Consider the following 23,294-nt stretch of genomic DNA (forward strand, 5'->3'; position numbering starts at 1 on the left):
AGCTGCTAATCTTTTTGCAGTGCAGCAGGCTACCGCCAAGTAGGCAGGATTTTTTGGCGAAGAACAGTCTTTGCTTAATGTCGAATTGAAGTTTTTATTTCGCTAAAGGTGGCGACGAAATAAAAAAATCTTTGATATTTTGCCTAGTGTCTTGATTAGACAGCCTTGGTAAATATACCCAAGGCTTTGTTATTTTTCAAACACTCGTTTTTTTTGGTTAACAATAAATAGAATAATATCGTCAGGGAATATTTTATTTGAATATTTTATTTTTAGCATTATTGCTTAAATAAAATTCGAAAATAAATATCATCGAATTGCATAGAGTTTATATATATTCCATGTAATTGGGGTTTGTAAATCATAGTAACGGGATGTAAGTTTCGCCATTGTTTACTGGTGTGCTGCCTGCGACACGGCTATGTCAGAAGTCGTTGTCCGAAATAGCGTTTTATCAAATATGACTATTCCGTGCTCCACGGTGACAGGGCAAGTCAGTAAAGATCGAAAGGGTAGGGTGCGTGTCTCAAAATACAGGCAAGGGTGCTAAGGAGTTAGAAGCATCCCGTACGGATATTAATAAAAGCAATACTGCGTCTGGAGCAATCGCCATTATTGGTATGGCGTTTCGCTTTCCGGGTGACCTGTCGCAGCCCGACCAGTTCTGGAATGCCTTAATTGAAAAACGCGACCTGGTTACGGAAATCCCGGCGGATCGCTGGGCGACGGCCGAGTTGCAACACGATAAAAGGTCCGAGCCGGGGCGTAGCATTACTTTTTCGGCTGGTGTCTTGTCGCGCATCGACGAGTTCGATGCGGACTTTTTCGGCATTTCCCCTCGCGAAGCCGCCTGGCTGGACCCCCAACAACGCTTGTTACTGGAGCTGTCCTGGGAAGCCATGGAGAATGCGGGCGTCTTGCCCTCCAGCATGGCCGGTAGTGACTGTGCGGTTTATGTTGGTATTTCCGGCCTGGATTACGGCATGCGCGGTCTGGACGATTTAGCCAGCCTGACAGCACATATGATGACCGGCAATACCATGAGTATCGCCGCCAACCGTCTGTCCTATATCTACGACCTGCACGGTCCGTCCATGGCGGTGGATACCGCCTGCTCGTCTTCTTTGGTCGCTTTGCATCAAGCCTGCTCAAGTTTGCGCAATGGCGAGGCTTCGACAGCCTTGGTCGGTGGCGTCAATCTGTTGCTGCACCCTTATCCCTTTGTTGGCTTTACCAAAGCGTCGATGCTATCGGCGGATGGCCGTTGCAAGGCGTTTGATGAGGCTGGTAATGGTTACGTGCGGTCCGAAGGTGGCGCGGTACTGATGCTCAAGCCCCTGGAGCAGGCGCTGGCCGATGGCGACCAGGTACAGGCCGTCATTTTGGCAACAGGCGTGAATGCCGATGGGGCTCGCAAGACCGGCATTACTATTCCTAGCTGCCAGGGACAAATTGAGTTGATGCGCTCCGTGCTGGAGCGCAGTGGCCTGACAGCGGCTGATGTTGACTTTGTAGAAGCCCACGGTACCGGTACAGCCGTAGGCGATCCTGTTGAAACCACCGCCATCAGCGCGGTGTATGGCAAATCGCGTGAACAGCGTTTGCCTATTGGTTCAGTCAAAGCGAACTTGGGCCATATGGAATCGGCCTCCGGCATGGCTGGCCTGGTCAAGACAGTGCTGGCATTGCAGCACCAAGCCTTGCCGCCCGCTTTGCACTTGAATACCCCCAATCCCGCCATTGATTTTGATGGTTTGAATCTGGAGCTGCTGCCCCAGGGCCGCGAGTTGCAGCGCACCGATGGCAAGCCTTTGGTCGCAGGACTTAACTCGTTTGGCTTTGGTGGTGCCAACGCCCACGTCTTGTTGCAGGCTCCTGTAGCGACAACTGCCCAATCGGCAACGGTGCCGAACTCGGGTTTGCCGCCTTTGGTCTTGTCGGCCAAGACAGAAGCCGCTCTGCGTGAGCAAGCGGGTAATTATGCGGACTTGCTGGACGGCAAGACGGCGCAAGATTTTTACGATGTCAGCTACGCGGTCACTCACCGTCGTCAGACTTTGGCTCGTTGTTTGATCATTCAGCCCGAAACGGTTGAAGAAGGCGTGGCGCAATTGCGTGCTTACGCGCAAGGCCAAGCCCCACAAGGTTTGCAAACCGTAGACGCCCTGAGCAAAGAAGGCCAATTGGCCTTTGTCTACGCCGGTAACGGAGCGCAGTGGCTGGGCATGGGCGTGACCTTGTTGCGCGGGTCCCCTCGTTTTTCGGCTTTGCTGTCCGAACTGGACGCCATGATGCAGCCCTTGGCGGGCTTTTCGCTGCTGGAGCAATTGCAGGCCGAACCTGCCGCTTCCCGCATGGACGACACGACAGTCGCCCAGCCCTTGTTGTTTGCGGTGCAAGTTATTGTGACGCGCATGCTGCGCGAAGATGGCATTGAACCTGATGCCGTGGCTGGCCACAGTGTGGGCGAAATCGCTGCTGCCTGGGCCGCTGGTGCCTTGGATCTGGAACAAGCCATACGCGTTATTTGTGCCCGTAGTCAGGCTCAAGGTCTGACTCGTGGCCAAGGCCGGATGGCCGTTATCGGTCTGTCGCACGAAGCGGTGAACACCTTGCTGGAAGGCTTGGGTGCGGACTTGGGCGTGAATGTGGCGGGGGTAAACAGCCCTTCCAATATCACTCTGTCCGGCAGTCTGGACGGCTTGCTGCGCATTCAATCTGCCTTGGAAGGCCAAAGCGTTTTTTTCCGCCTGCTGGATTTGGATTACGCCTTTCACAGTCCCTATATGGATGGCTTGCTGCCGCATCTGGAAAAGAGCCTGGGCGATTTGCAGCCCGGTCAGCAGGCTCCACAAGCCCGTTTTGTCTCGACCGTTACGGGCGACGAACTGTCCCCGCAAGAGCTGGGCGTGGATTACTGGTGGCGCAATATTCGCGAACCCGTGCAGTTCGAGCAGGCTATTGCCTGTCTGGCGAACCAGGGCTGCCGCGTATTTCTGGAAATTGGCCCGCACGCCATTTTGCAGCGCTACATTCGTGAAACCCTGACTCAGTGTGAGGTTCAGGGTGTGGTGTTGTCCAGCTTGCGCAAGCATGACGATGGCCCGCAGCGGCTGACTGATACGGCCTTGCATACCCTGGCTTTATTGCCGACCCAATTGAAAGCCCGTTTCCCTGTGGCAGGCAATCCAGTGGAGCTGCCCGTTTACCCATGGCAGCGCGAGCGTCATTGGTACAAGAACAGCACAGAAGGGATGCGCTCCATCGAGCGCCGTCGTGTACATGATTTGCTGGGTTGGCGTTTGCCGGATAGCGATATCAGCTGGGAAAACGTGATGGACCCGGTGATTTTGCCTTGGCTGGCGGATCACAAAGTGGGTGGTGCCATGGTGTACCCAGGTGCCGCTTACCTGGAAATGGCTTTGGCTGCAGCCCGCGAGTGGCTGGGCGAAGCACTGATCCTGGTGGACGAGCTGGATATTCTGGCTCCGCTGGTTTTTGATGGTGAACATGCCCGCAGCCTGCGTTTTGTGCTGAGCCCGCGTGATGGCAGCTTCCATATCAAGAGTCGCCAACGCTTGAGCCAGGACGAGTGGGTGGTACACGCCAGCGGTCGTATTCTGGCTTCGGATGAACGCATGCCCGTGGCGGAGCTCTCGCCCCTGGCCTCGGCTGAACTGCAGATTGATCGCGATCGACACTATCGCTTGGCGCATTCCCTGGGTCTGGATTACGGTCCGGCCTTCCAGGGTTTGAAAGCCTCGCAGGTGCAAGGTACTTATCTGAGTGCCGAACTGGAGATGCCCCTCAGCCTGGAGCAAGATGGCTATCTGCTGCACCCGGCCTTGATGGACGTGTGCTACCAGTCCCTGGTGGATTTCTTCGCACAAGATATTGAAGCAGGCCAAGGTGTGGCCTTGCTGCCTGTGAAAGTAGGCCGTTTCACCCTGTCTACGGAAGGGCAGGTAACGCATTTTCGTGCACACCTGCGTCGTAGCAGTGCCCGTTCGGTACTGGCGGATTTCGAGTTGTATGGTGCTGATGGCCGTTTGTTGGCCAGCGCCCAGGCCTGCCGTTTCCGTGCTGCGTATTTCTTGCGCCAGGATCGTCACGCGGTGTCCAACTGGCAAATTACCCCTTATCTGCGTCCTCATCCTCGCGATGAGCGAGTTGCCGTTACGCTCTCGCCTGAGCAACTGGCCCAAAGCGGCTGGGCAGCACTGGCTGACCAGCAGCAAGAGCGAGAAACCTGGTTCCAGCAGACTTTGCCTTTGCTGGATGCCTTGAGCCTGTCCTTTATTTATGAAGCCTTCCAGAACGTAAAGCCTTCCGAACTCAGCACCGAAGTATTGAATAGCCCGTATGGCCGCTGGCTAAGCGAGCTGCTGCGCGCTGAAGAGCTGCTGCAAGATGACGAAGGCTATCGTGTGGTGGAGCAGGGCCGATATGCCTGCCGCCCAGGACTTGTGGCGCACAATTTTGCAGGATTCGCCTAGCAGCTTGCCGCAACTGACTCAGATTGGTTCGGTCGGACGCCAATTGCCGGCCTTGCTGCGTGGCGATATTTCAGGCGAAAAACTGCTGGCTTCCTTGCGCCGTTCCCCCGTGGTTGAAGTGCTGTATGACGATGACCCCATGTATCTGGGTGTGCGTCTGGCACTGGAAACCCAGTTGCGAGAACTGGCTGCGAACTTGCCCGCCTCCCAGCGGCTGCGCGTACTGGAAGTCGCCGTAGGCCCAAGCGATTTGCCCAAGACTCTGGCTGCTTGCCTGACCGAAGACCAGTTTGAATACGTATTGGCTTTGCCAGATGCTGATTTGCAGGCTCGTCAGGCGACGCAGCACCATGCTTTGGCCAACGTGCAGGTGCTCGGTTTTGATCTGCAAGACTGGCAACTGGAGCAGGTCGATAAGCCCCAGTTCGATGTCGTGATTTTGCGCCACAGCCTGCACCGTACCGTGCATGTGCCTCCCGCCCTGATGCGGAGCAAGCAATGGCTGGCTACGGATGGAGTATTGCTGGTGGCCGAGTGTCACCCTGACTGGCATGCAGACTTCTTGTCCGGTCTGGACCAAAGCTGGTGGCACGCCGCCGGTGAGTCGCAATCCTCCTCCTTGTTGTCGCCCGAAGGCTGGCACACGGCGTTGGAGCAAGCAGGTTTTGAGCAGGTGCAAACTACGCAAGAGCCTGCCGCACAGGAATTGAGTGAAGGTGCCTATTTGTTGCTGGCCAAGGCCGCCACAACGCAGGCGATTCCAAACCAGGAAGCCGTCGCTGCAGCGAAATGGGTCTTGTTGTTTGATGAGGCTTCTCAAGTTCAAGCCCATTCGTTGCAAGCCCGTTTGGAAGCAGCTGGCCAAACAGTTAACGCTCAAATCTGGCCGCTCAGTGCAGACATTCTGGCTGATGAGAGTCCTCTGAATGTAGTGCAGATGCTGGGTTGGGCCGATACTGCTGCTGCGGTCAGCCAGACCAGCGCGCAACTGCTGAGCCTGACGCAGGACTTGTCCGCCCGTACCGTTGCAAGTCGCCTGTTCCTGGTGACGCAAGGCGGCGCCTTGCCGGCGATGGCAGAGGAATTGGATTGGACGGTGAATCCCGCCCAGTCGGCCTTGTGGGGCTTTGGTCGCGTCGTGATGAACGAGCTGCCCGCCTTGTCCTGCACATTGATTGATCTGGCCGGTGATGTGAATGCCAGCGATGTCGCTCAGCGTCTGGAACTGGAGTTGCTGTGGCCGGATGAAGCAACAGAAATTGTCTTGTCTCAAGACGCACGCCATACCTTGGTACTGGAAGAGGCTACTGCGGCAGCGACCGCCCAGCTAAGCCAGGATGCCCATTTCAAGCTGGACTTTCAGGTGCCCGGACAACTGCGCAATCTGGAATGGCAAGCTGTTCAAGCGCCGAGCCTGGCTGCAGATCAGGTTGAAGTCCGTACCATGGCCGCGGGCCTGAACTTCCGTGACGTGATGTATTTGATGGGCTTGTTGCCGGACGAAGCCGTCGAAAACGGTTTTGCCGGTGCCAGCCTGGGTCTGGAGTTCTCGGGTGTGGTTACACGCGTTGGTGCTGATGTCACCAATTTGATGGTAGGCCAGCCGGTGATGGGCTTTGGTTCCTCCTGCTTTGCCAGCCATGTGGTGACACGTGCGGATGCTATCGCTCCCATGCCTGAAGGCTGGGATTTTGAAGCTGCCGCCACCGTTCCAACGGTGTTCTTCACGGTCTACTACGCCCTGACGCATCTGGCTCATATCCAGCCCGGTGAAAAAGTGTTGATACACGGTGCCGCAGGTGGTGTGGGGATTGCTGCAATCCAGCTGGCCCGTCATTTGGGCGCAGAGATTTATGCCACTGCTGGCACGGACGAGAAACGCGTATTCGCCTCCTTGCTGGGCGCTGACCATGTGTTCGATTCGCGCAGCCTGAGCTTTGCTCAGGACGTGATGGACGCCACTGGCGGTGAAGGTGTGGACGTAGTGCTGAACTCGCTGGCGGGTGAGGCCATGCGCCGCAGTTTGGACGTCCTGAGTCCTTTTGGCCGTTTCCTGGAGTTGGGCAAGCGTGACTTCTTCGAGAACACGCCGATTGGTCTACGTCCCTTCAAGAGCAATATCAGCTACTTCGGTATTGATGCCGACCAACTGCTGACGGGACGCCCAGCTTTGGCGGGACGTTTGTTCAAGGAAGTCATGGAGCTTTTCCATGATGGCGCGCTGTTCCCACTGCCTTACCGCAGCTTCGGTGCCGAGCATGTGGTTGATGCATTCCGCGCCATGCAGCAGGCTCGTCACATCGGCAAGCTGGTGGTCTCCCTGAAGGATGCCCAACCCCGTTTGCCTGCAAAACAAATCGCTGCTCCTCTCGACTTGTCCGAACAGGGCACGTGGTTGGTTACGGGTGGCTTGTCTGGCTTCGGTTTGGCTTCCGCCCAATGGCTGGTCAAGCGTGGCGTGCGCTCTCTGGTCCTGGCTGGTCGCCGCGGTGCCGATACCCCTGGTGCACAAGAGCTGCTGAAGCAGTTCCAGGCACAAGGCTGTCGCGTGCAAATCGTGGCGTGTGACGTTACGGATTTCGCAGCAGTACAAGCTGTTGTCGCGCAGATTCAGGCGGGTGATAGCCCACTGACTGGCGTGCTGCATGCTGCCGCCGTGTTTGATGACCGCCTGATCGCCAATATGGATCAGGACAGCTTGAGCAAGGTGCTGCAAACCAAGTTGGTGGGTGCATGGAATCTGCACCTGGCTACTCAGGATTTGAAGCTGTCCCACTTCGTGCTGTATTCGTCTGTGACGACCTCCATTGGTAACCCCGGACAGGCGAACTATGTGGCCGCCAACGCGGGCCTGGAAGGTTTGACGCGCTTGCGCCAGAGCCTGGGTCTGGCGGCGTCCTGCATTGCCTGGGGACCGATTGGCGACGCAGGTTACCTGACCCGCAATGAAACCGTGAAGGACAGCTTGGGCAAACGTCTGGGCAAGGCGCCGTTGCAGTCGGATCAGGCACTGGATCAACTGGATCGCGTCCTGGCCGTCAATGGCGAAGTGTCCATTGTGGCCAACTTCGACTGGAATGCCTTGGCACGCTTGTTGGCCTCGGCCCAAAGTGAACGCTTTGCCATCTTGAACCGTGCCCGCAAGGATCACGACTCAGGCAGCGATGGCCAGGATATTCACACCTTGATCGCGGGTAAAACGCCCGAGCAAATTCACGCTTTGGTGGCCGAGTGGGTGGCGCAGGAAGTTGCCAACATTCTGCGCACCGAAGTAGACCGTATTGAAACCCAGCGCTCCTTGCATGATCTGGGCATGGACTCCTTGATGGCTGTGGAACTGGCCCTGGGGTTGGAGCAACGCTTTGGCGTGCAGTTGCCCGCCATGGTGCTGAATGATTCTCCCACCGTCTGGAACGTTGCGGCCCGCATTGTGGACAAGCTGACGGCCGGTGGCGAGGACTCGGCAGAGCAGGACGCTGGGCACTTGGTAGCCGATGTCGTACGTCAGCACGGGGACGATATGTCCGAGGCTGACTTGCAAGGCTTGGCAAAAGATGTACAGCGATTGGCAGAAACAGGAACATCACTGATCAATGAGTAAGAACGATCTAGCGCCAGGCAGTAAAGCACAACTGATACAGCGCATTCTGGGACGTAAAACCGGGCAAGCGGCCAGCAATGGCCGCATGGCCGAGCAGTCCGCCACCCATCAGGGGGCGGCCAGCCATATCCCGGAGTCCTACACCCGCTTTGACCGTCATCCCGGTTACGAAAAAATGCTGGTGCCCAAGGCCATGGCTGATCGTATGGGCGTGCGTAACCCCTTTTTCCGCAGCCACGATGGTGTGGCTGCTGCGCACACCCGTATCGACGGGCGTGACTATCTGAACTTTGCCAATTACAACTATCTGGGTCTTTCTGCACACCCGGAAGTGAATGCGGCCGCCAAAGCCGCGATGGATCAGTACGGCACATCGGCTTCGGCCAGCCGTTTGGTAGCAGGCGAGCGCCGCGTCCAGCGTGAGCTGGAAGAAGAGCTGGCGCAGAACTATGAGGTGGATGATTGCGTGGTTTTTGTCAGTGGACATGCCACCAACGTCAGCACCATTGGTTACTTGTTCGGTCCCAAGGATCTGGTGATTCACGATAGCCTGATCCACAACAGTATTTTGCAAGGCATCCAGTTATCGGGTGCCGCCCGCCGTTCCTTCCCTCACAACGACAGCGCCGCCCTGGAGCGCATTCTGGCCGAGATTCGTGGCCAGTTTGAACGCGTGCTGATTGTGATCGAAGGCTTGTACAGCATGGATGGCGACATCCCGAACCTGCCTGCATTTATTGACATAAAACGGCGGTATAAAGCGTTTTTGATGGTCGATGAAGCCCACGCCCTGGGCGTGCTGGGCAAGACAGGCCGCGGCTCGCACGAGCATTTTGGTGTGGCAGGCCGCGATGTCGATATCTGGATGGGCACCTTGAGCAAGACCCTGGCAAGCTGCGGCGGCTATATCGCTGGCGACCGCGCGCTGGTGGAGCTGCTCAAATACGCCGCCTCCGGCTTTGTGTACAGCGTGGGGATTTCTCCCGTGCTGGCGGCTGCTTCGCTTAAAGCCTTGCAGATCATGCGCCGGGAACCCGAGCGTGTGCATACCCTGCAAGAGCGTGGCAGCCAGTTTCTGAATTCGATGCGCTCGATGGGAATCAATACCGGCTTTGCCGAAGGCTACGCCGTGATTCCCGCGATTACAGGCAGTTCTCTTAAAGCAGTCAAACTGTCCGGCCAGTTGTTTGATGCCGGTCTGAATGTGCAACCCATTATCCATCCTGCAGTGGAAGAAAAAGCAGCGCGTTTGCGCTTTTTTCTGTCCTCCACGCATAGCCAGGATGACATAGACCTGGCGTGTGAAACCGTTCACACGCTCATGAAGAAATAAGCATGGCTCAATTACTACACACAGCAGTAAGCAAGATTGCAGCAATGGGACGGCCAGTACTGGCCAGCACCTTGGTCGCCGTACTGGCCGGATGTGCCACGATGCCTGATTGGATGCCTGCAGACGGCCCCAGCCGCCAGCAAGTACAGGAACGACGTGAAGGCCGTATTGAAGGAATCACCCTGGTCAACGTGACAGACGAGTTGACCAAGAAGTTGGCCGCTAAAAAGCGCATGGGTGACTTTGCCGCCCAGTTCCCCAGCACAGGTTCGAACAACTACCTGATTGGCCCTGGCGATGTGCTGGAAGTGTCAGTTTGGGAAGCACCGCCTGCCATGCTGTTTGGCAGCATTTCCCTGGATCCCAAGGCAACGGCAGCAACCACCAATGCCGTCGCTTTCCCCCAGCAAATGGTCACGCCCGACGGCATGATCAGCATGCCTTTCGCTGGCCGTATTGCCGTCAAAGGCCGCAACACCCAACAGATTGAAGAAAGCATTGCCAAGCGTTTGCAAGGCAAGGCCAATAATCCGCAGGTTCTGGTGCGTGTCATTCAGAACAACACCTCGAACGTGACGGTCGTGGGGGAGGTCAATCAAAGCGTCTTGATGCCCTTGACGCCTAAAGGTGAGCGTTTGCTGGATGCCCTGGCCGCAGGCGGTGGCGTCAAGCAAGCAGTCAACCGCATTGCCATTCAGCTCTCGCGAGAGCTGAACACATCCACCATGGCGCTGGATACGATCATCCGTAATCCAAACCAGAACATCATGTTGAAACCGGGCGATGTGATCACGGCGCTGTATCAGAACCAGAGCTTCTCCATTTTGGGTGCCACCGGCAAGAACGAAGAAATCCCATTTGAAGCTCAGGGCATTTCCCTGGTACAGGCCCTGGCCCGTTCGGGTGGCCTGGATACGTCACGAGCTGATGCCCGCGGTGTGTTTGTCTTCCGCTTTGAGGATGCTGCGTTGGTGGACGGTGCACCTGAATCGACACTGCTGGACAAGAAGGGCGTCGTGCCCGTGGTGTATGAAATCGACCTCCGTGACCCGGCTTCTTTCTTTGTCACACAGAACTTCCCGGTTCAGGATAAGGACGTGATCTACGTGTCCAACTCGCCAGCGGCGGAGTTCCAGAAGTTCCTGCGTTTGGTGGTGTCGGTGGCTGTGCCTAGTACGACCTTGAACAACATGATGAAGTGATCGTGCGCATGTTTAAGAACAACTCCTTCAACAGAGGCCGAGATGAATAAGCAGGTGCGCAGCCCAATGGCCGTCACTTGGGCGGTCTGGCGGGCGTTAGTTTTGCGAGAGTCCCTGGATCGCTTGTTTGATATGCGGGCTGCCTGGTTCTGGTTGCTGATGGAGCCAGTGCTGCATATCAGTTTCATCACGTTCATCTTCACAGTGATTCGTTTGCGTACAGTCGGTGGCATTGATGTCACTGTCTGGATTGTGGTGGGGATGTTGGCGTTTTTCATGTTTCGCCGTACAGCGATGCAGGTGATGTACGCGGTCGATAGCAATAAGCCTTTATTTGCATACAGACAGGTGCAACCTTTTGATACCTCTATAGCTCGTGGAGTCTTGGAAGCATTTCTAATGACCTTAGTGTCCGCAATTATTTTGACGGGCGCGGCACTGCTCGGGCATGACGTGCGGCCTGACGATCCTTTGCAGGTTGTGGTGACGATGTTCGGGTTATGGCTCTTTGGCGTGGGCTATGGCTTGGTTGCCTCTGTATTGATGGCCTTGGTGCGCGAAACTGAGCACATACTGAAAATCATGATGATGCCTTTGTATTTGATTTCAGGGGTCATCATGCCTATTTCTGCTGTTCCTCAACCTTATCGGGATCTGCTCTTGTTTAATCCTTTAGTGCATGGATTGGAGTTAGTGCGCAAAGGGTTTGCGAATTACTACCACATGGTGCCTGGCGTCAGCATGGGATACCTGTATCTGTGGGGGATCGTCAGTTTATTTCTGGGCCTGGTTTTGTATAGACGCTTTACACAGCAGTTGGTGATGAAATGATCGTCGTCAATGATGTTTATAAGCGCTACAAGACCGCCCATGGCGTGGGCCGTTGGGTATTGGAAGGAGTAAACCTGACAATCCCACCCAAGGTAAATGTGGGTTTGATTGGCTCTAACGGTGCCGGTAAATCTACCTTGCTGCGCTTGATCGGCGGGGTGGATCATCCCAATAAGGGGACTGTGCAGCGTTTGTGCAGGGTTTCCTGGCCTATGGGGAATGGGGGGCTGGAGGGTACCTTAACGGGCCGCCAAAACGCGAAGTTTGTGTGCCGAGTTCATGGGCATCAAGAGGATTTGGCAGATCGGCTCGTTTTCATTAAAGATTTTTCTGAACTGGGCCGAGCTTTTGAGGAGCCAGTCTATACCTATTCCTCTGGCATGCGCTCTCGCCTCCAGTTTGCCTTGTCGTTTGCTTTTAATTTCGATGTGTATATTTCGGACGAGGTGACGGCGGCGGGTGATGCGGCATTCCGTAAGAAAGCAGCTGATGCTTTCAAAACCATGACAAATCGTGCAGGCCTGATCATGGTGGCCCACGACAACAACACCTTAAGACAATTTTGCCAGGCTGGAGTCTGGCTGCATCAAGGGCGAGCGCACTGGTTTGACCAGATTGACGATGCGCTCAATGCCTACAAGGATTCACTTCCAAAATGACAGATACACCTCAAGTCACTACGCAGGCTGCTAGTGCCGCTCCCGATAAGGCTGTTTCAAAGAAACCTTCTTTTGGGGCCCGCCTCCGCTCATGGTTTTCATTGCGCTTATTTGATCATGCCGTACGTGTGATTCTGATCCTGGCTGTTTTGACGTCGGCGTACTGGTTGATCTTTGCCTCGAACCGCTATGTGTCCGAGGCAAACGTCATTATCCGAAAGACAGACTCGGTAGGGGCGCCGTCTTTTGATCTAGGAATGTTGGTATCGGGTGTAGCGACTGTTGATCGCGCGAATCAGCTGTTGTTACGTGATTACTTGCTGTCCGTGGACATGCTCAAGAAGCTTGATGAGTCTTTGGACTTACGTACGCATTACAGCTCCTCGGACCATGATGTTGTGTCGCGGATGTGGTTTCAGGACGCCTCGCTAGAGTGGTTTCATCGTCATTATCTGCGTCGTGTAGAGGTGGAGTTTGATGACTTCTCTGGTGTGTTGCGCATCAAGGTCCAAGCTTATAGCCCCGAGATGGCTCAGGCTATTACCCAGCAGTTGGTCCAGGAAGGCGAGCGTTACATGAACGTGCTTGGCCATGAAATGGCCCAGGTGCAGGTCGACTTCTTGGTTACCCAGGTTGACCAGGCTCAGGAGCGTTTCCAGAAAGCCAGCCAGGATCTGCTGAACTATCAGAATGAAGCCGGTTTATTGTCCCCTCAGGCCACAGCAGAAAGTATTAATGCGATTGTGGCTGCCTTGGAAGGGCAGCGGGCTCAGTTGCAGACCCAATTGGCCTCTTTGCCCAAGTCATTGGATCGTGATCATCCCAATATTCTGATGCTCAAGCAGTCACTGAGAGCAGTGGACCAACAGATCAAGCAGGAAAAGCTGAAGTTGGCGACGCCGTCAGGTGGAACTCTGAATGCCTATGTGGAAGAGTTTTATCGCTTGGATATGAATGTGAAGTTCACACAAGAGCTCTACAAGTCGTCTTTGACTGCTTTGGAGAAAGGCAGGATTGACGCCACTCGCATGTTGGAGAAAGTGTCTGTGCTGCAGTCCGCCACGTTGCCCGAGTATCCGATGGAGCCACGCCGCCTCTACAACACCTTGGTGACCTTGCTGTTGGCGTTGATCCTGGCCGGCATTTTGAAATTGCTCAAGAGCATCGTCCTGGACCATGTGGACTAATAAGAAAGATAGGAAATCTATTTAAATGTCTATGTCACCTGTTGTGCCTTCTGAATTAGGTCATGAGAAGCTGGTAACCACGCATGCACAATGTATGGAAGAGGAGAACCGGCTGTTGTTTGATCAACTGCAAGTCGTGCAGGAAGAGTTAGGGCGCTTGCACGATCATCCTCAAGGAGTTGGGAGTGACTTGAAGCCGACAGTCATTAATGTGGCACCTGTGGATGTGCGGCTTATCGAGGCCCAGGCGGAAAGTGTGCGCTTGGAGTGTTTGCTTAAGGTGCAAACCCAGCTACATGATTTAAAGACTCAATATGCTTTAGCTAAACAGCTTGGCGACATTTTGATTGAGGGTGTGCAGTCTACAGGCTCGTTGATCTCGGTGCCTGGGCGTTTGCGTCAGGCTTGGCGTCAAAGTCGTCGCATCCAGCCTCCTGCTGCATTGGGTGGGAAATCTTTCGACAAAGTTATTCAGGCGTATCAGCAAGGAGGGGACCAGCAGGTAGAGGCCTTGCTGAATCAGGCTTCAGTCTCAAAAAGCGTGCAAGCCAGTGCGTGGACAGCTGTGGCCCGGACGTATATGACGGCTGAGCCAACCTTGGTTGCGGCGATGGCGCGCCGTGCCTTTGCGTTGGAGCCACGTGGGTTCCGCCAAAAATGGTTGGCGTTCCGATTGCATGAGTCTGGTGATTTACTTGAGGCAGAAGCACTCTTGGCGCTCTTGCCCGAAGATGTGTCTTTTACTGACTCTGAGGCGCGTCAGCGTGATCGTTTGCTGAAGCAGGCGAAAGAGTTTCGTTTAGATCAAGTCCGCTCTGTATCTGAGGTTGAGGCGCAGCATGCAGCGGTGCAGCGTCAGTGGGCGGAGTTGGCTGAATCACGCAACGAGATGGTCAGTACTCTTAAACAGCAAGGAATACAGCTGTCTAGCGTGCGCGATGAGGTGCAGCGTCTGAATCAAGAAAAACAAGAGCAATTTGTAGTAGTTGAAGCATTGCGAGTACAGATCCAGCGATTACAGCAGGATCATCAGAAAACCCTTCAAGAGCGAGGCCAGCAAGAAGATCAACAGCGACAGCTCCTGCTTCAGGAGCAGGGCAATACGCAGGCAGCACTCAAACAAGTAGCGGATTTGAAGCGTGAGCTGGAGCAAGAAGAACAGTTGAAGTTACAGAAGCAACGTGAGTGCGTGGGTTTGCAAGCTGATCTGAAACGGATCAGGCAAGCTCTGGAGGGCAAAGAGGCACAAGCAGGGCAATGGTTTGAACAATGTGTCACTGTGCAAGGTGGCTTGGCGGATATGGCCCAGCAATGTGAGCAGCTTAAGGATGAGCTGCAGGTGCATCACCGCGAGAAAGAGGAGGCCTTGTCGCAGCTTCAGATTTTGCGTATCGCTCATGATGAGTCACTTGCAATTGCAGAGCAACGTTTGGAGGAGGTTGAGTCCCTGTTGGTGCAGTTACAGGAATCAGTTGCAGAGTGTGAGGAACTTCGGGTGCAACTGCGGGATACTCAGGAAGCAAGGGACTCTTTGCTTTTGCAAGTGCAGGAGTTGATGGAGGCCCGTGATGGGTTGGATGTGCTTGCTGGCCATCGCTTGGATGAAGTGCACGCGTTGCAATCTCAAGTGCAGGCAATAACGCAGGAACTAGATGAAGCAAGGCAGCAAATCAATGTGGAGCGAACAGACCATAAGTCTTTGCAGGCTCAATTGAATCAAGCTTTTCAAGTTCGTGATGAGTACATTGCTTTAGCCGCACAGCGTCAGGGAGAGTTGTTGCAGCAAGCTAAAGAGCAACTGAGCTTGGAAAAGAGTAAAGCCGCACTGGAGGCACGCCAACTTGAGTTACAGCAATCATTGTCGGCGCAGACTGCGCGTGAAACAGATCTGCTAGAGCGCTTGAGTGCTCAAGTGCAGTCCTTGGTCGCTCGTGACGTGGCAGCTCCGGGGATACAAGAGGAATTGTTTAAAAAACAATCCGAAGAGCTACTCCGTGTTCGTCGCCATCTTGAAACAGCAGTGAAGAAGAATAGTGCTAATGCTGTACGTCAGCTCCAGTCTTTTGTTGGGATGCAAGAGTATTTTGCCACTGGAGTGCTACCTGCATTTAACAGTGAGGCCCACAGTTGGCCAATCTCTGCAGACTTTGCATTATGTTTGATGCGGCAACTGGTGCTTATACCCTACGACCTTGTCATTGAGTTTGGGTCAGGTATGTCCACCGTTATTGTGGCTAAGACATTGGCGTTGATGGCGGAGCGAGGTGATGCCCGGCAGACCCAGTTCGTGTCCTTCGAGCATTTGGAGTCGTATTACGAGCAAACCTTAGCTCATCTCCAACAAGCAGGGTTGGAGCAGGCTGCACAGCTGACACTGGCGCCACTCAAGGACTGGCAGTCTGCGGACGGCCAAGTGTATCCGTATTACAGCTGCCAAAGCACCTTGGTCAAACTGGCCAAACAAAAGCAAGTTACTCGCAAACGCATTTTGGTGATTGTAGATGGCCCTCCAGCGGCTACGGGCCCTCAAGCTCGATACCCCGCAGGCCCTTTGTTGATGGAGCATTTCCCTAATGCCCAGATTGATTTTTTGATGGATGACTATATCCGTGAGGATGAAAAACAAATTGCTCAGCATTGGTTGGCAGATATAGAAGCCCGAGGACTTGCTGGTACATCCACTGAATACAAACTTGAAAAAGATGCCTGTTTATTAACTGTTCACCCTAAAGACACAAAGTAATTTTATGAAGATTTTGACTGTATTTGGCACACGACCGGAGGCCATCAAAATGGCTCCGGTTGTTAAGGCTTTGGCTGCCGACTCTGCATTTGAAGCACGTGTTTGCGTCACGGGTCAGCACCGTCAGATGCTGGATCAGGTTCTGGATATTTTTTCCATCAAACCTGATTTTGACTTGAACCTGATGAAGCCAGGTCAGGACCTGTATGACATCACCAGCAACGTGTTGTTGGGTATGCGTGATGTGTACAAACAATGGCAACCAGACATGATCCTGGTGCATGGTGATACGACCACCACCATGGCCGCAGCTTTGTCGGCCTATTACGCCAAGATCAAGGTTGGGCACGTAGAGGCTGGCTTGCGTACTCACAATAAGTACTCGCCTTGGCCAGAAGAAATGAACCGCCGCCAAGCAGGCGTACTGGCTGATGTGCACTTTGCTCCAACCGAGCAATCACAATCGCATTTGTTGCGTGAAGGTGTAGATCCCAAGACGGTACATATTACGGGCAATACCGTCATCGATGCGCTGCTGGATGTGGCAGCACGCGTACGTCAGGACTCGGAACTGCGCAGCCGTTTTGAGGCTCAGTTCTCTTTTATCAATCCAGCCAAGCGCTTGGTTTTAGTGACGGGGCATCGTCGCGAAAACTTTGGCTCCGGCTTTGAAAACATCTGCCTGGCCTTGCGCCAGATTGCCTCCCGTGGCGATGTGCAGGTGGTGTATCCAGTGCACTTGAATCCAAATGTTCAGGAACCAGTACGTCGTATCTTATCCGACGTTTCCGATGTTCATTTGATCGAACCACTGGATTATTTGCCCTTTGTTTACCTGATGGATCGTTGTGACCTTTTGGTCACCGACTCCGGGGGCATTCAGGAAGAAGCGCCTTCTTTGGGCAAACCGGTATTGGTGATGCGTGACACGACCGAGCGCCCTGAAGCCGTGGATGCAGGAACTGTGCGTTTGGTGGGAACAGAAACACAAGCCATTGTCAGCGCTGCCACGCAGCTGCTGGATGACGCTGCTGAATATGAGCGTATGGCACGGGCGCACAACCCTTATGGGGACGGCAAGGCCGCCACCCGCATTAGTGAAATTTTAAAAACCTTGATCTCTTGATTCGGAAGACCAGCATGTTTGAAACTCTCTCCATGATCGGCCTGGGCTATATCGGCCTGCCTACTGCAACATTATTCGCCTCACGCCGCAAAAAGGTCATTGGCGTTGATGTGAACGCTTACGCGGTTGACACGATCAATCAAGGCCGTATTCATATTGTTGAACCTGAACTGGATATGCTGGTGCAGGCCGCCGTGCACGGTGGTTACTTGCGCGCTACGCTGACCCCAGAACCTGCTGACGCGTTTCTAATCGCCGTCCCGACCCCCTTCCTGGAAGGCAACAAGCCTGACCTGAGCTATATCGCCGACGCCGCTAAAGCCATTGCGCCAGTGCTGGCCAAAGGCAATCTGGTTATTCTGGAGTCGACGTCTCCTGTTGGTACGACCGAGCAATTGGCGCAGTGGCTGGCTGAAGCTCGTCCTGATCTGAGCTTTCCTCAGCAGGCAGGCGAGGAGGCTGATATTCAGGTGGCCTACTGCCCAGAGCGTGTTTTGCCTGGTCGCGTAGTGCATGAACTGGTTAGCAATGACCGTGTTATTGGTGGCATGACTCAAAAAGCTACCGAGATGGCGATTGAACTGTATCGGATTTTTGTGGAAGGTGCCTTGGTACCAACCAATGCTCGCACTGCCGAAATGTGCAAACTGACAGAGAACAGCTTCCGCGACGTGAATATCGCATTTGCCAACGAGCTGTCCCTGATTTGCGATCGCTTGAATATTAATGTGTGGGAACTGATCAGCCTGGCTAACCGTCACCCACGCGTTAATATTTTGCAGCCTGGTGCCGGGGTGGGTGGTCACTGCATCGCCGTGGATCCTTGGTTCATCGTGGATAAGACGCCTGAAGAAGCTCGCATTGTGCGCTTGGCTCGTGAAATTAACGACTACAAACCTGAATGGGTTGTAGAGAAGGTTAAAGCGGCCATATTAGATGTACTAACAGCTAGAGTTGGTTCGAGCATGGGTGCAATTAAAGTAGCTTGCTTAGGGTTGGCATTTAAGCCTGATATTGACGATTTGCGCGAGAGCCCAGCTTTAAAGATTACAAAGAAAATTAGTGAAATTGGATGCCAGGTATTAGCTGTGGAGCCAAATGTAGATGTTTTACCTTCTAGTATAAAGGCTGAAAATATCAAGCTGGCTGCATTGCAAGAGGCTTTGATAGATGCAGATGTTATATGCGTATTGGTGAAGCATAAATCCTTTGTTGAGAACATTGATTTAATTCTTGGCAAGGAAAATATGATCGATGTTGTCGGTTTGGTTGTTTGATCTTGATCTAATATAAAAGGCATTTTTGTTCGGCTACTGAAAAGGTGGCCGAACAATAAAGAGTTGTATATGAACAATTCAAGTAAGCTAGTTTCGGATGCATATAATAAATATAAAAATGGGGATTTCCAAGGGGCTTTAGAGCTTTATCAGGAGGTTTCTGGTTTTTTGGGTGAGGAGTTTTTTAAAGTTAACATTTATTTCTGCAAAAAGAAATTGCAAGAAATTTCGGATTATCGTAAAGAAGAGCCAGATCCCGCTATTGCAGATCTTGTAGAGACGTTAGCTACTTTGAATAATGGATGGGTGAGCGATAGGGTAGAAAAATATAAAGGGTGTCGAAGTGCTGATGAGAAGATCTTGTTTGATTTTTGGACTGCTGCATCAAGTGGTTACGTTGCTGCGCTAAGTTTTTTTAAGTCAAATATAGCTAGTAGAGATAGTGTTAAAGAGCTGTTGTCCTTGGATTTGGTCGAATCTCAAAAATGGCTTAAAGAAAATAATAAAAATGAGTATATCTTTAGTGTTTTGAAATGCGCATATTCAATTCATGGAAATGAAAAGGTTTTAAGGTCGCTGTTTTGGGCTGCTTTAAAAATAGGGCAGTATGAAATAGCTAAGAATGCAGTCAATCTTATTTCAAAAATTGGTAAAAAGAGATTGAGTACTGCGGAGTGGTTGGAAAAAGCAAGGGAGAAAATAAGTGAAAGTTCAGGGGCGTATGATCTAATAAAAAGTAAATTATCAAAAACAGGCGACAAATCCTACACTCCAGTGTCAAAGAAAATAGCCTATTTTCTGCATAATAGTCTTCCTTACTCATCGGGAGGCTATGCTACTCGCGGCCATGGTTTGGCTGTGGCCTTAACTGAGCTAGGATACAACGTTGTCTGTGCTTCTCGACCAGGTTACCCATTTGATATACCAGGTGATCATGAAGGGAAGATATTGCCTTCAGAGGACGTTATTGATGGATTGCGATATCTAAGGATTTTTGATCCATCGCGCAAAGGTTTGAGTGCCGTGGATTATATGTTGTCAGCTTCTGAGAAAATTGTTGATTTTTTGAAGGAACACAGAATTGAAATTGTGGTTGCTGCATCTAATCATTTGAATGCAATTCCAGCGGCAATTGCTGCTAAACAAGTTGGAATTCCATTTATATATGAAGTTCGTGGTTTTTGGGAAATTACCCGGCTTTCTAGAGAGCCGGATTTTAAAAATACTAGATTGTATGTGACTCAAATAGAAAATGAGAAATTAGCAGCTACGTACGCGGATGACGTATTTACATTAACTTCACCGATGCGAGACGAGCTAATTAAAAGAGGGATTAGTCATAATAAAATTACAATCTTGCCTAATTCTTGCGATCCAAAAAAATTCTCTCCTAGAGGGCGGGACAGGGAGTTGGCGGCTAAATTGGGCATTCCAGATGATGTGCCTGTTATTGGATATATAGGAAGTTTTGTACAGTATGAAGGGCTTGATAATCTAGCACAGGCATGTGCGTTGCTGGTGAAAGAAAATATTGACTTTAGGCTATTGCTGGTAGGAAATGAAAATGCATCTGGATCCGAGCGTGGGCCGATAACAGCAGAGATATTGAGAGTTGCCGCTGAGGAAGGGTTGACAGAAAAATTAATTATGCCTGGACGTATTCCACATGAACAAGTTGAGGCATATTATTCATTAATCGATATTGCGCCATTTCCAAGAAAGCCGCAGCCAGTTACAGAAATGGTATCTCCGATGAAGCCTTTGGAGGCTTTGGCGATGCAAAAAGCGATTCTGGTGTCTTCTGTCCAGGCCTTAAGGGAAATGGTGATTGAGAACAAAACAGGCTTGGTTTTTGAGAAGGGAAATATTGAAGATTTAGCGGAAAAATTGAAAATTCTAATTAATAACGATGAGCTTAGAAAAAAACTGGGAGTGAATGGTAGGGCTTGGGTAGAAGATCAAAGAACTTGGGCTAAAACTGCTGAAATTGCTCAAAATATCTTAACTAAATACCATAGGTTTGATTCTTAGTGTTTTTCTAACATAAAAGATATGATTAAATTTTTTTTGGAAAATGGCTTGTTTTTTGTTCAGCCAAAATTAGATGATCGGTGCCAGGTTGCTTATAGGCTTTATAAAGATGGGGTCATAGTAGAAAAAATTGGCTATACAAATGACAAAAAAACCTCTGTTTTTAAAACTTTAGCTTCAATTGGAAGTTGGCGTGTATTGCTATATATTAAAACTACAGAAAGGGTTGAAAAAAAATGGTCCAATGAGATTTCTATAGAAAAATCAGAAATGATTTTCGTAGATAATTTTGATGGTGACTATTTAGATGATCGTCTTTATGAAATTAGAAGGTTTAAAAATGTAGAAGCTGAAATTAAGCGTTATAAGAGGGAGGGTTTTATCGCGATGGGCCGCGAAGATCTTAGGGCTCATAAACTCTCTTTTCCAATTAATTGGCTTGCTGACCCTTATAACGATAGAAATTGGATGTATCAGCTTCAGGCTTGGCGTGTGATTGACCCATTTTTATTGCGATTTGAGCCGCAAGATGTGTCTTATATTTCCCAAGTCATTAATGACTGGGATACTGCTGTTAGCGTTGCTGGTCAGGCTGATGATTGGTTTTGGTACGACATGGCTACCGGTATTAGAGCTTTGAAACTCACCTATTTTGTGTTGCGGTGTAAAGCTTTGCGTGTGTCCCACTGCATCAATAACCTTGATAGCCTTGTTGAGAAGCACATACTGAATTTATCAGACCCCAAGAATCTGAACTATGGAAATCATGGTTTGTTTCAGATTCATGGTCTTATGTCTTTAGTGTGTTTGGTTAAACAGGCGGATTGGCTGAATCTTCAACAGATAAGGGATTATGCAATATCTAGTATGGAGCAGTTGCTAAAGAACCAACTAGGTGAATATGGTGTGCATACAGAGAATTCCCCGGAATACCATTTTTTTGTTTTAAAAAAAATAGTATTTTTAACTAATGCCCCTTGGTGGAAGGGTATCGATAAGTCTAAGATTGATAAAATAATAGACAGAGGTAATCTTGCAAAGCATTGGTTGGTAACTCCAGCACTGGAATGTGTTCCGGTAGGAGATTCGGGGACGGCAAAAAAGCTTATAAATAATCGGTTTATTTACGATTGGGGGCATAATTCTAACGGGCGCTATATTTCTGCTCTATTGGATGGCTATATTGTTGTTAGGTCAAAGCCGACAGTTAAGTTAGATAAGAGCTCTTTTCTTTTCTTTCAAGGATCATTTCATAGTGGTGTGCATAAGCACTCGGATTGTTTATCTTTTATTTGGCAGGAGGGGGGTAAGTACTTGCTAATTGATAGTGGTAAATATGGCTATAAAAGTGATAGATTCAGGGCTTATTTCACTAGCGCGTATGCCCATAATGCTTTAGTTGTCGATAAGAAGAGTTCTAGTCGAAGTCCTAAAGATGTATATGGCTCTGGGTTTTCGGATAAGCCTATTTATTGCTCTGGGTATTGGATATCGAAAGGTACAGTCGATCATAAACGGGATTCATATATTCATACTAGGGTGATATTATTTAAGCCCTCAGTTGAGGTTTATGTGATTGACTGTATATGGAACTACTCAGATGTTAAGAAAGACAGGAAAATTGAGCTATCGTGGAATTTAGATCCGAGATTTAAATTGGAAGCTTCTGAGAAATCTGTTTTCGCCAGAAGTGCCGATGGCCTGGATACGGTTTCAATAAAAAGTGTGGATGAGGGTGGTGATTTAAATTTCCAATGCAATGTTGGATTTGATGATGGGAAGAATCTTTTAGGCTGGGTGTCGCCTTCGTATTTGAATGTTCAGCCTACAGTTAATTCTATTTTTGAATCGAATATGAGTTCAAAGAAGGTTGTTGTTACTAGAATTGTAGCTAATCCTGATGCTAATGACTCTTCGATCGATATGGTGGGGTTTCATGAGGGCAATTTCTATTGCTCTAATGAGGAAATTTCTTTAGAAATTGGCTTTGATGCGAAAAAATTAGCTTTTTTTGAACCTAAAATTGCTAGTCATTATGATGGTTTGAGGTATTTTGTTTTCGATGGATTAAGTCATTCGTTTAAAAATAATAATTCCCATAGCTTATTTGTTTCTTTTCATGGTGCTATTAAACCGCCAGCTTTGGATGATGCAGGAACAGCTTTGCCTGTTTTTAGATTAAATAACTTATCTTTTAATGGTGCTCCTAACATTCTTTGTTTTTCAGATATGCTTTTGGAGTTTTATAGAGACAGCTCTGTTTACCTTGGGTGGTTTTTGGATACAAAAAGGGTTAAGCAAAGAGATTTGATTGAATACGTTGTTTCTTATTATGTTAAAAAATATTCTATAAAAAATATTTTATTTTATGGCAGTAGTGGCGGGGGGCATGTAGCTTTAGATATGGCGGCTAGATTTAATCAAACGGCAATGGTGTCAAATTGTCAGTTTGATCCGAGAAAACACTCTCAGTTTTCTGACTTGGAAAAAGCTGTTTTTGCTAATGGTGATGAATTTGAGGACTTTAGTCTTTTTTCTATGTTTAGTGCTGTTCGAGGACCTAAAGAATGTTTGAGTTATTGTAATTTGGATGATTACACAATTAGCCACCATGTAATGATGGAAGATATTCTTGAGTCTAAGTTTCCAAATGTGTTGAGGAAAATTCATTTTAGTGGAAATGATGTGGCGCTAAAAAAGTCTATTCGGAATCATAGTGTTGGTTTTCCTGATGGTCTTGACGCAAAAGCAGCTATCAGAAAATATTATCAAGATGCTGAGCTCGTCGTTTGATTTCTAATAATCGTT

Annotated in this window: 12 protein-coding genes; all 12 read left to right on the forward strand. The window is 50.5% G+C overall.

Annotated elements, in window-relative coordinates:
• Positions 1–521: 521 nt before the first annotated feature.
• The 12 genes from MID00_RS09610 (at position 522) to MID00_RS09665 (ending at position 23,279) form a co-directional block, all read left to right on the forward strand.
• Positions 522–4,496: a type I polyketide synthase gene (locus MID00_RS09610; protein WP_254500237.1), complete on the forward strand. Its 3,975-nt coding sequence runs from the start codon at positions 522–524 to the stop codon at positions 4,494–4,496.
• Positions 4,411–8,097, forward strand: coding sequence for an SDR family NAD(P)-dependent oxidoreductase (locus tag MID00_RS09615; protein WP_254500238.1), 3,687 nt, complete (start codon positions 4,411–4,413; stop codon positions 8,095–8,097). The genes MID00_RS09610 and MID00_RS09615 overlap by 86 nt, the downstream gene beginning before the upstream one ends.
• Positions 8,090–9,430 carry an aminotransferase class I/II-fold pyridoxal phosphate-dependent enzyme gene (locus MID00_RS09620; protein ID WP_247966317.1) on the forward strand — a complete coding sequence of 447 codons (1,341 nt, stop codon included), beginning with the start codon at positions 8,090–8,092 and terminating at the stop codon, positions 9,428–9,430. The genes MID00_RS09615 and MID00_RS09620 overlap by 8 nt, the downstream gene beginning before the upstream one ends.
• 2 nt (positions 9,431–9,432) lie before the next feature.
• Positions 9,433–10,632, forward strand: a complete 1,200-nt coding sequence (locus tag MID00_RS09625; RefSeq protein WP_240688315.1) for a polysaccharide biosynthesis/export family protein — start codon at positions 9,433–9,435, stop codon at positions 10,630–10,632.
• 42 nt (positions 10,633–10,674) lie between these two features.
• Positions 10,675–11,463, forward strand: coding sequence for an ABC transporter permease (locus MID00_RS09630; RefSeq protein ID WP_250756238.1), 789 nt, complete (start codon positions 10,675–10,677; stop codon positions 11,461–11,463).
• The gene (locus MID00_RS09635; protein WP_250756237.1) at positions 11,460–12,122 is read left to right on the forward strand and encodes an ABC transporter ATP-binding protein; all 663 of its coding nucleotides are present in this window, start codon (positions 11,460–11,462) and stop codon (positions 12,120–12,122) included. The genes MID00_RS09630 and MID00_RS09635 overlap by 4 nt, the downstream gene beginning before the upstream one ends.
• A gap of 101 nt (positions 12,123–12,223) precedes the next feature.
• Entirely contained in the window at positions 12,224–13,309 is a 1,086-nt protein-coding gene (locus tag MID00_RS09640; protein ID WP_254500239.1) for a chain-length determining protein, read from the forward strand.
• Positions 13,310–13,334: 25 nt separating this feature from the next.
• Positions 13,335–16,052, forward strand: coding sequence for a hypothetical protein (locus MID00_RS09645; RefSeq protein ID WP_254500240.1), 2,718 nt, complete (start codon positions 13,335–13,337; stop codon positions 16,050–16,052).
• A gap of 4 nt (positions 16,053–16,056) precedes the next feature.
• Entirely contained in the window at positions 16,057–17,178 is a 1,122-nt protein-coding gene (gene wecB, locus MID00_RS09650) for a non-hydrolyzing UDP-N-acetylglucosamine 2-epimerase (RefSeq protein ID WP_137430565.1), read from the forward strand.
• A gap of 14 nt (positions 17,179–17,192) precedes the next feature.
• Positions 17,193–18,455: a UDP-N-acetyl-D-mannosamine dehydrogenase gene (gene wecC / locus MID00_RS09655; protein ID WP_254500241.1), complete on the forward strand. Its 1,263-nt coding sequence runs from the start codon at positions 17,193–17,195 to the stop codon at positions 18,453–18,455.
• 69 nt (positions 18,456–18,524) lie between these two features.
• The gene (locus MID00_RS09660) at positions 18,525–20,486 is read left to right on the forward strand and encodes a glycosyltransferase family 4 protein (protein ID WP_254500242.1); all 1,962 of its coding nucleotides are present in this window, start codon (positions 18,525–18,527) and stop codon (positions 20,484–20,486) included.
• Positions 20,487–20,507: 21 nt separating this feature from the next.
• Complete coding sequence (locus tag MID00_RS09665; protein ID WP_254500243.1) at positions 20,508–23,279, forward strand: heparinase II/III family protein; 2,772 nt, start codon at positions 20,508–20,510, stop codon at positions 23,277–23,279.
• The last annotated feature ends 15 nt before the right edge of the window (positions 23,280–23,294 follow it).

The sequence above is a fragment of the Alcaligenes sp. NLF5-7 genome, assembly GCF_024266725.1.
Lineage (GTDB): Bacteria > Pseudomonadota > Gammaproteobacteria > Burkholderiales > Burkholderiaceae_B > Alcaligenes > Alcaligenes phenolicus.

Bases quoted from the DNA above. Each gene is read 5' to 3' on its own strand.
- MID00_RS09615 (WP_254500238.1), top strand. From the start codon at position 4,411: ATGACGAAGGCTATCGTGTGGTGGAGCAGGGCCGATATGCCTGCCGCC.
- MID00_RS09620 (WP_247966317.1), top strand. From the start codon at position 8,090: ATGAGTAAGAACGATCTAGCGCCAGGCAGTAAAGCACAACTGATACAG.
- MID00_RS09625 (WP_240688315.1), top strand. From the start codon at position 9,433: ATGGCTCAATTACTACACACAGCAGTAAGCAAGATTGCAGCAATGGGA.
- MID00_RS09630 (WP_250756238.1), top strand. From the start codon at position 10,675: ATGAATAAGCAGGTGCGCAGCCCAATGGCCGTCACTTGGGCGGTCTGG.
- MID00_RS09635 (WP_250756237.1), top strand. From the start codon at position 11,460: ATGATCGTCGTCAATGATGTTTATAAGCGCTACAAGACCGCCCATGGC.
- MID00_RS09645 (WP_254500240.1), top strand. From the start codon at position 13,335: ATGTCTATGTCACCTGTTGTGCCTTCTGAATTAGGTCATGAGAAGCTG.
- wecB (WP_137430565.1), top strand. From the start codon at position 16,057: ATGAAGATTTTGACTGTATTTGGCACACGACCGGAGGCCATCAAAATG.
- wecC (WP_254500241.1), top strand. From the start codon at position 17,193: ATGTTTGAAACTCTCTCCATGATCGGCCTGGGCTATATCGGCCTGCCT.
- MID00_RS09660 (WP_254500242.1), top strand. From the start codon at position 18,525: ATGAACAATTCAAGTAAGCTAGTTTCGGATGCATATAATAAATATAAA.
- MID00_RS09665 (WP_254500243.1), top strand. From the start codon at position 20,508: ATGATTAAATTTTTTTTGGAAAATGGCTTGTTTTTTGTTCAGCCAAAA.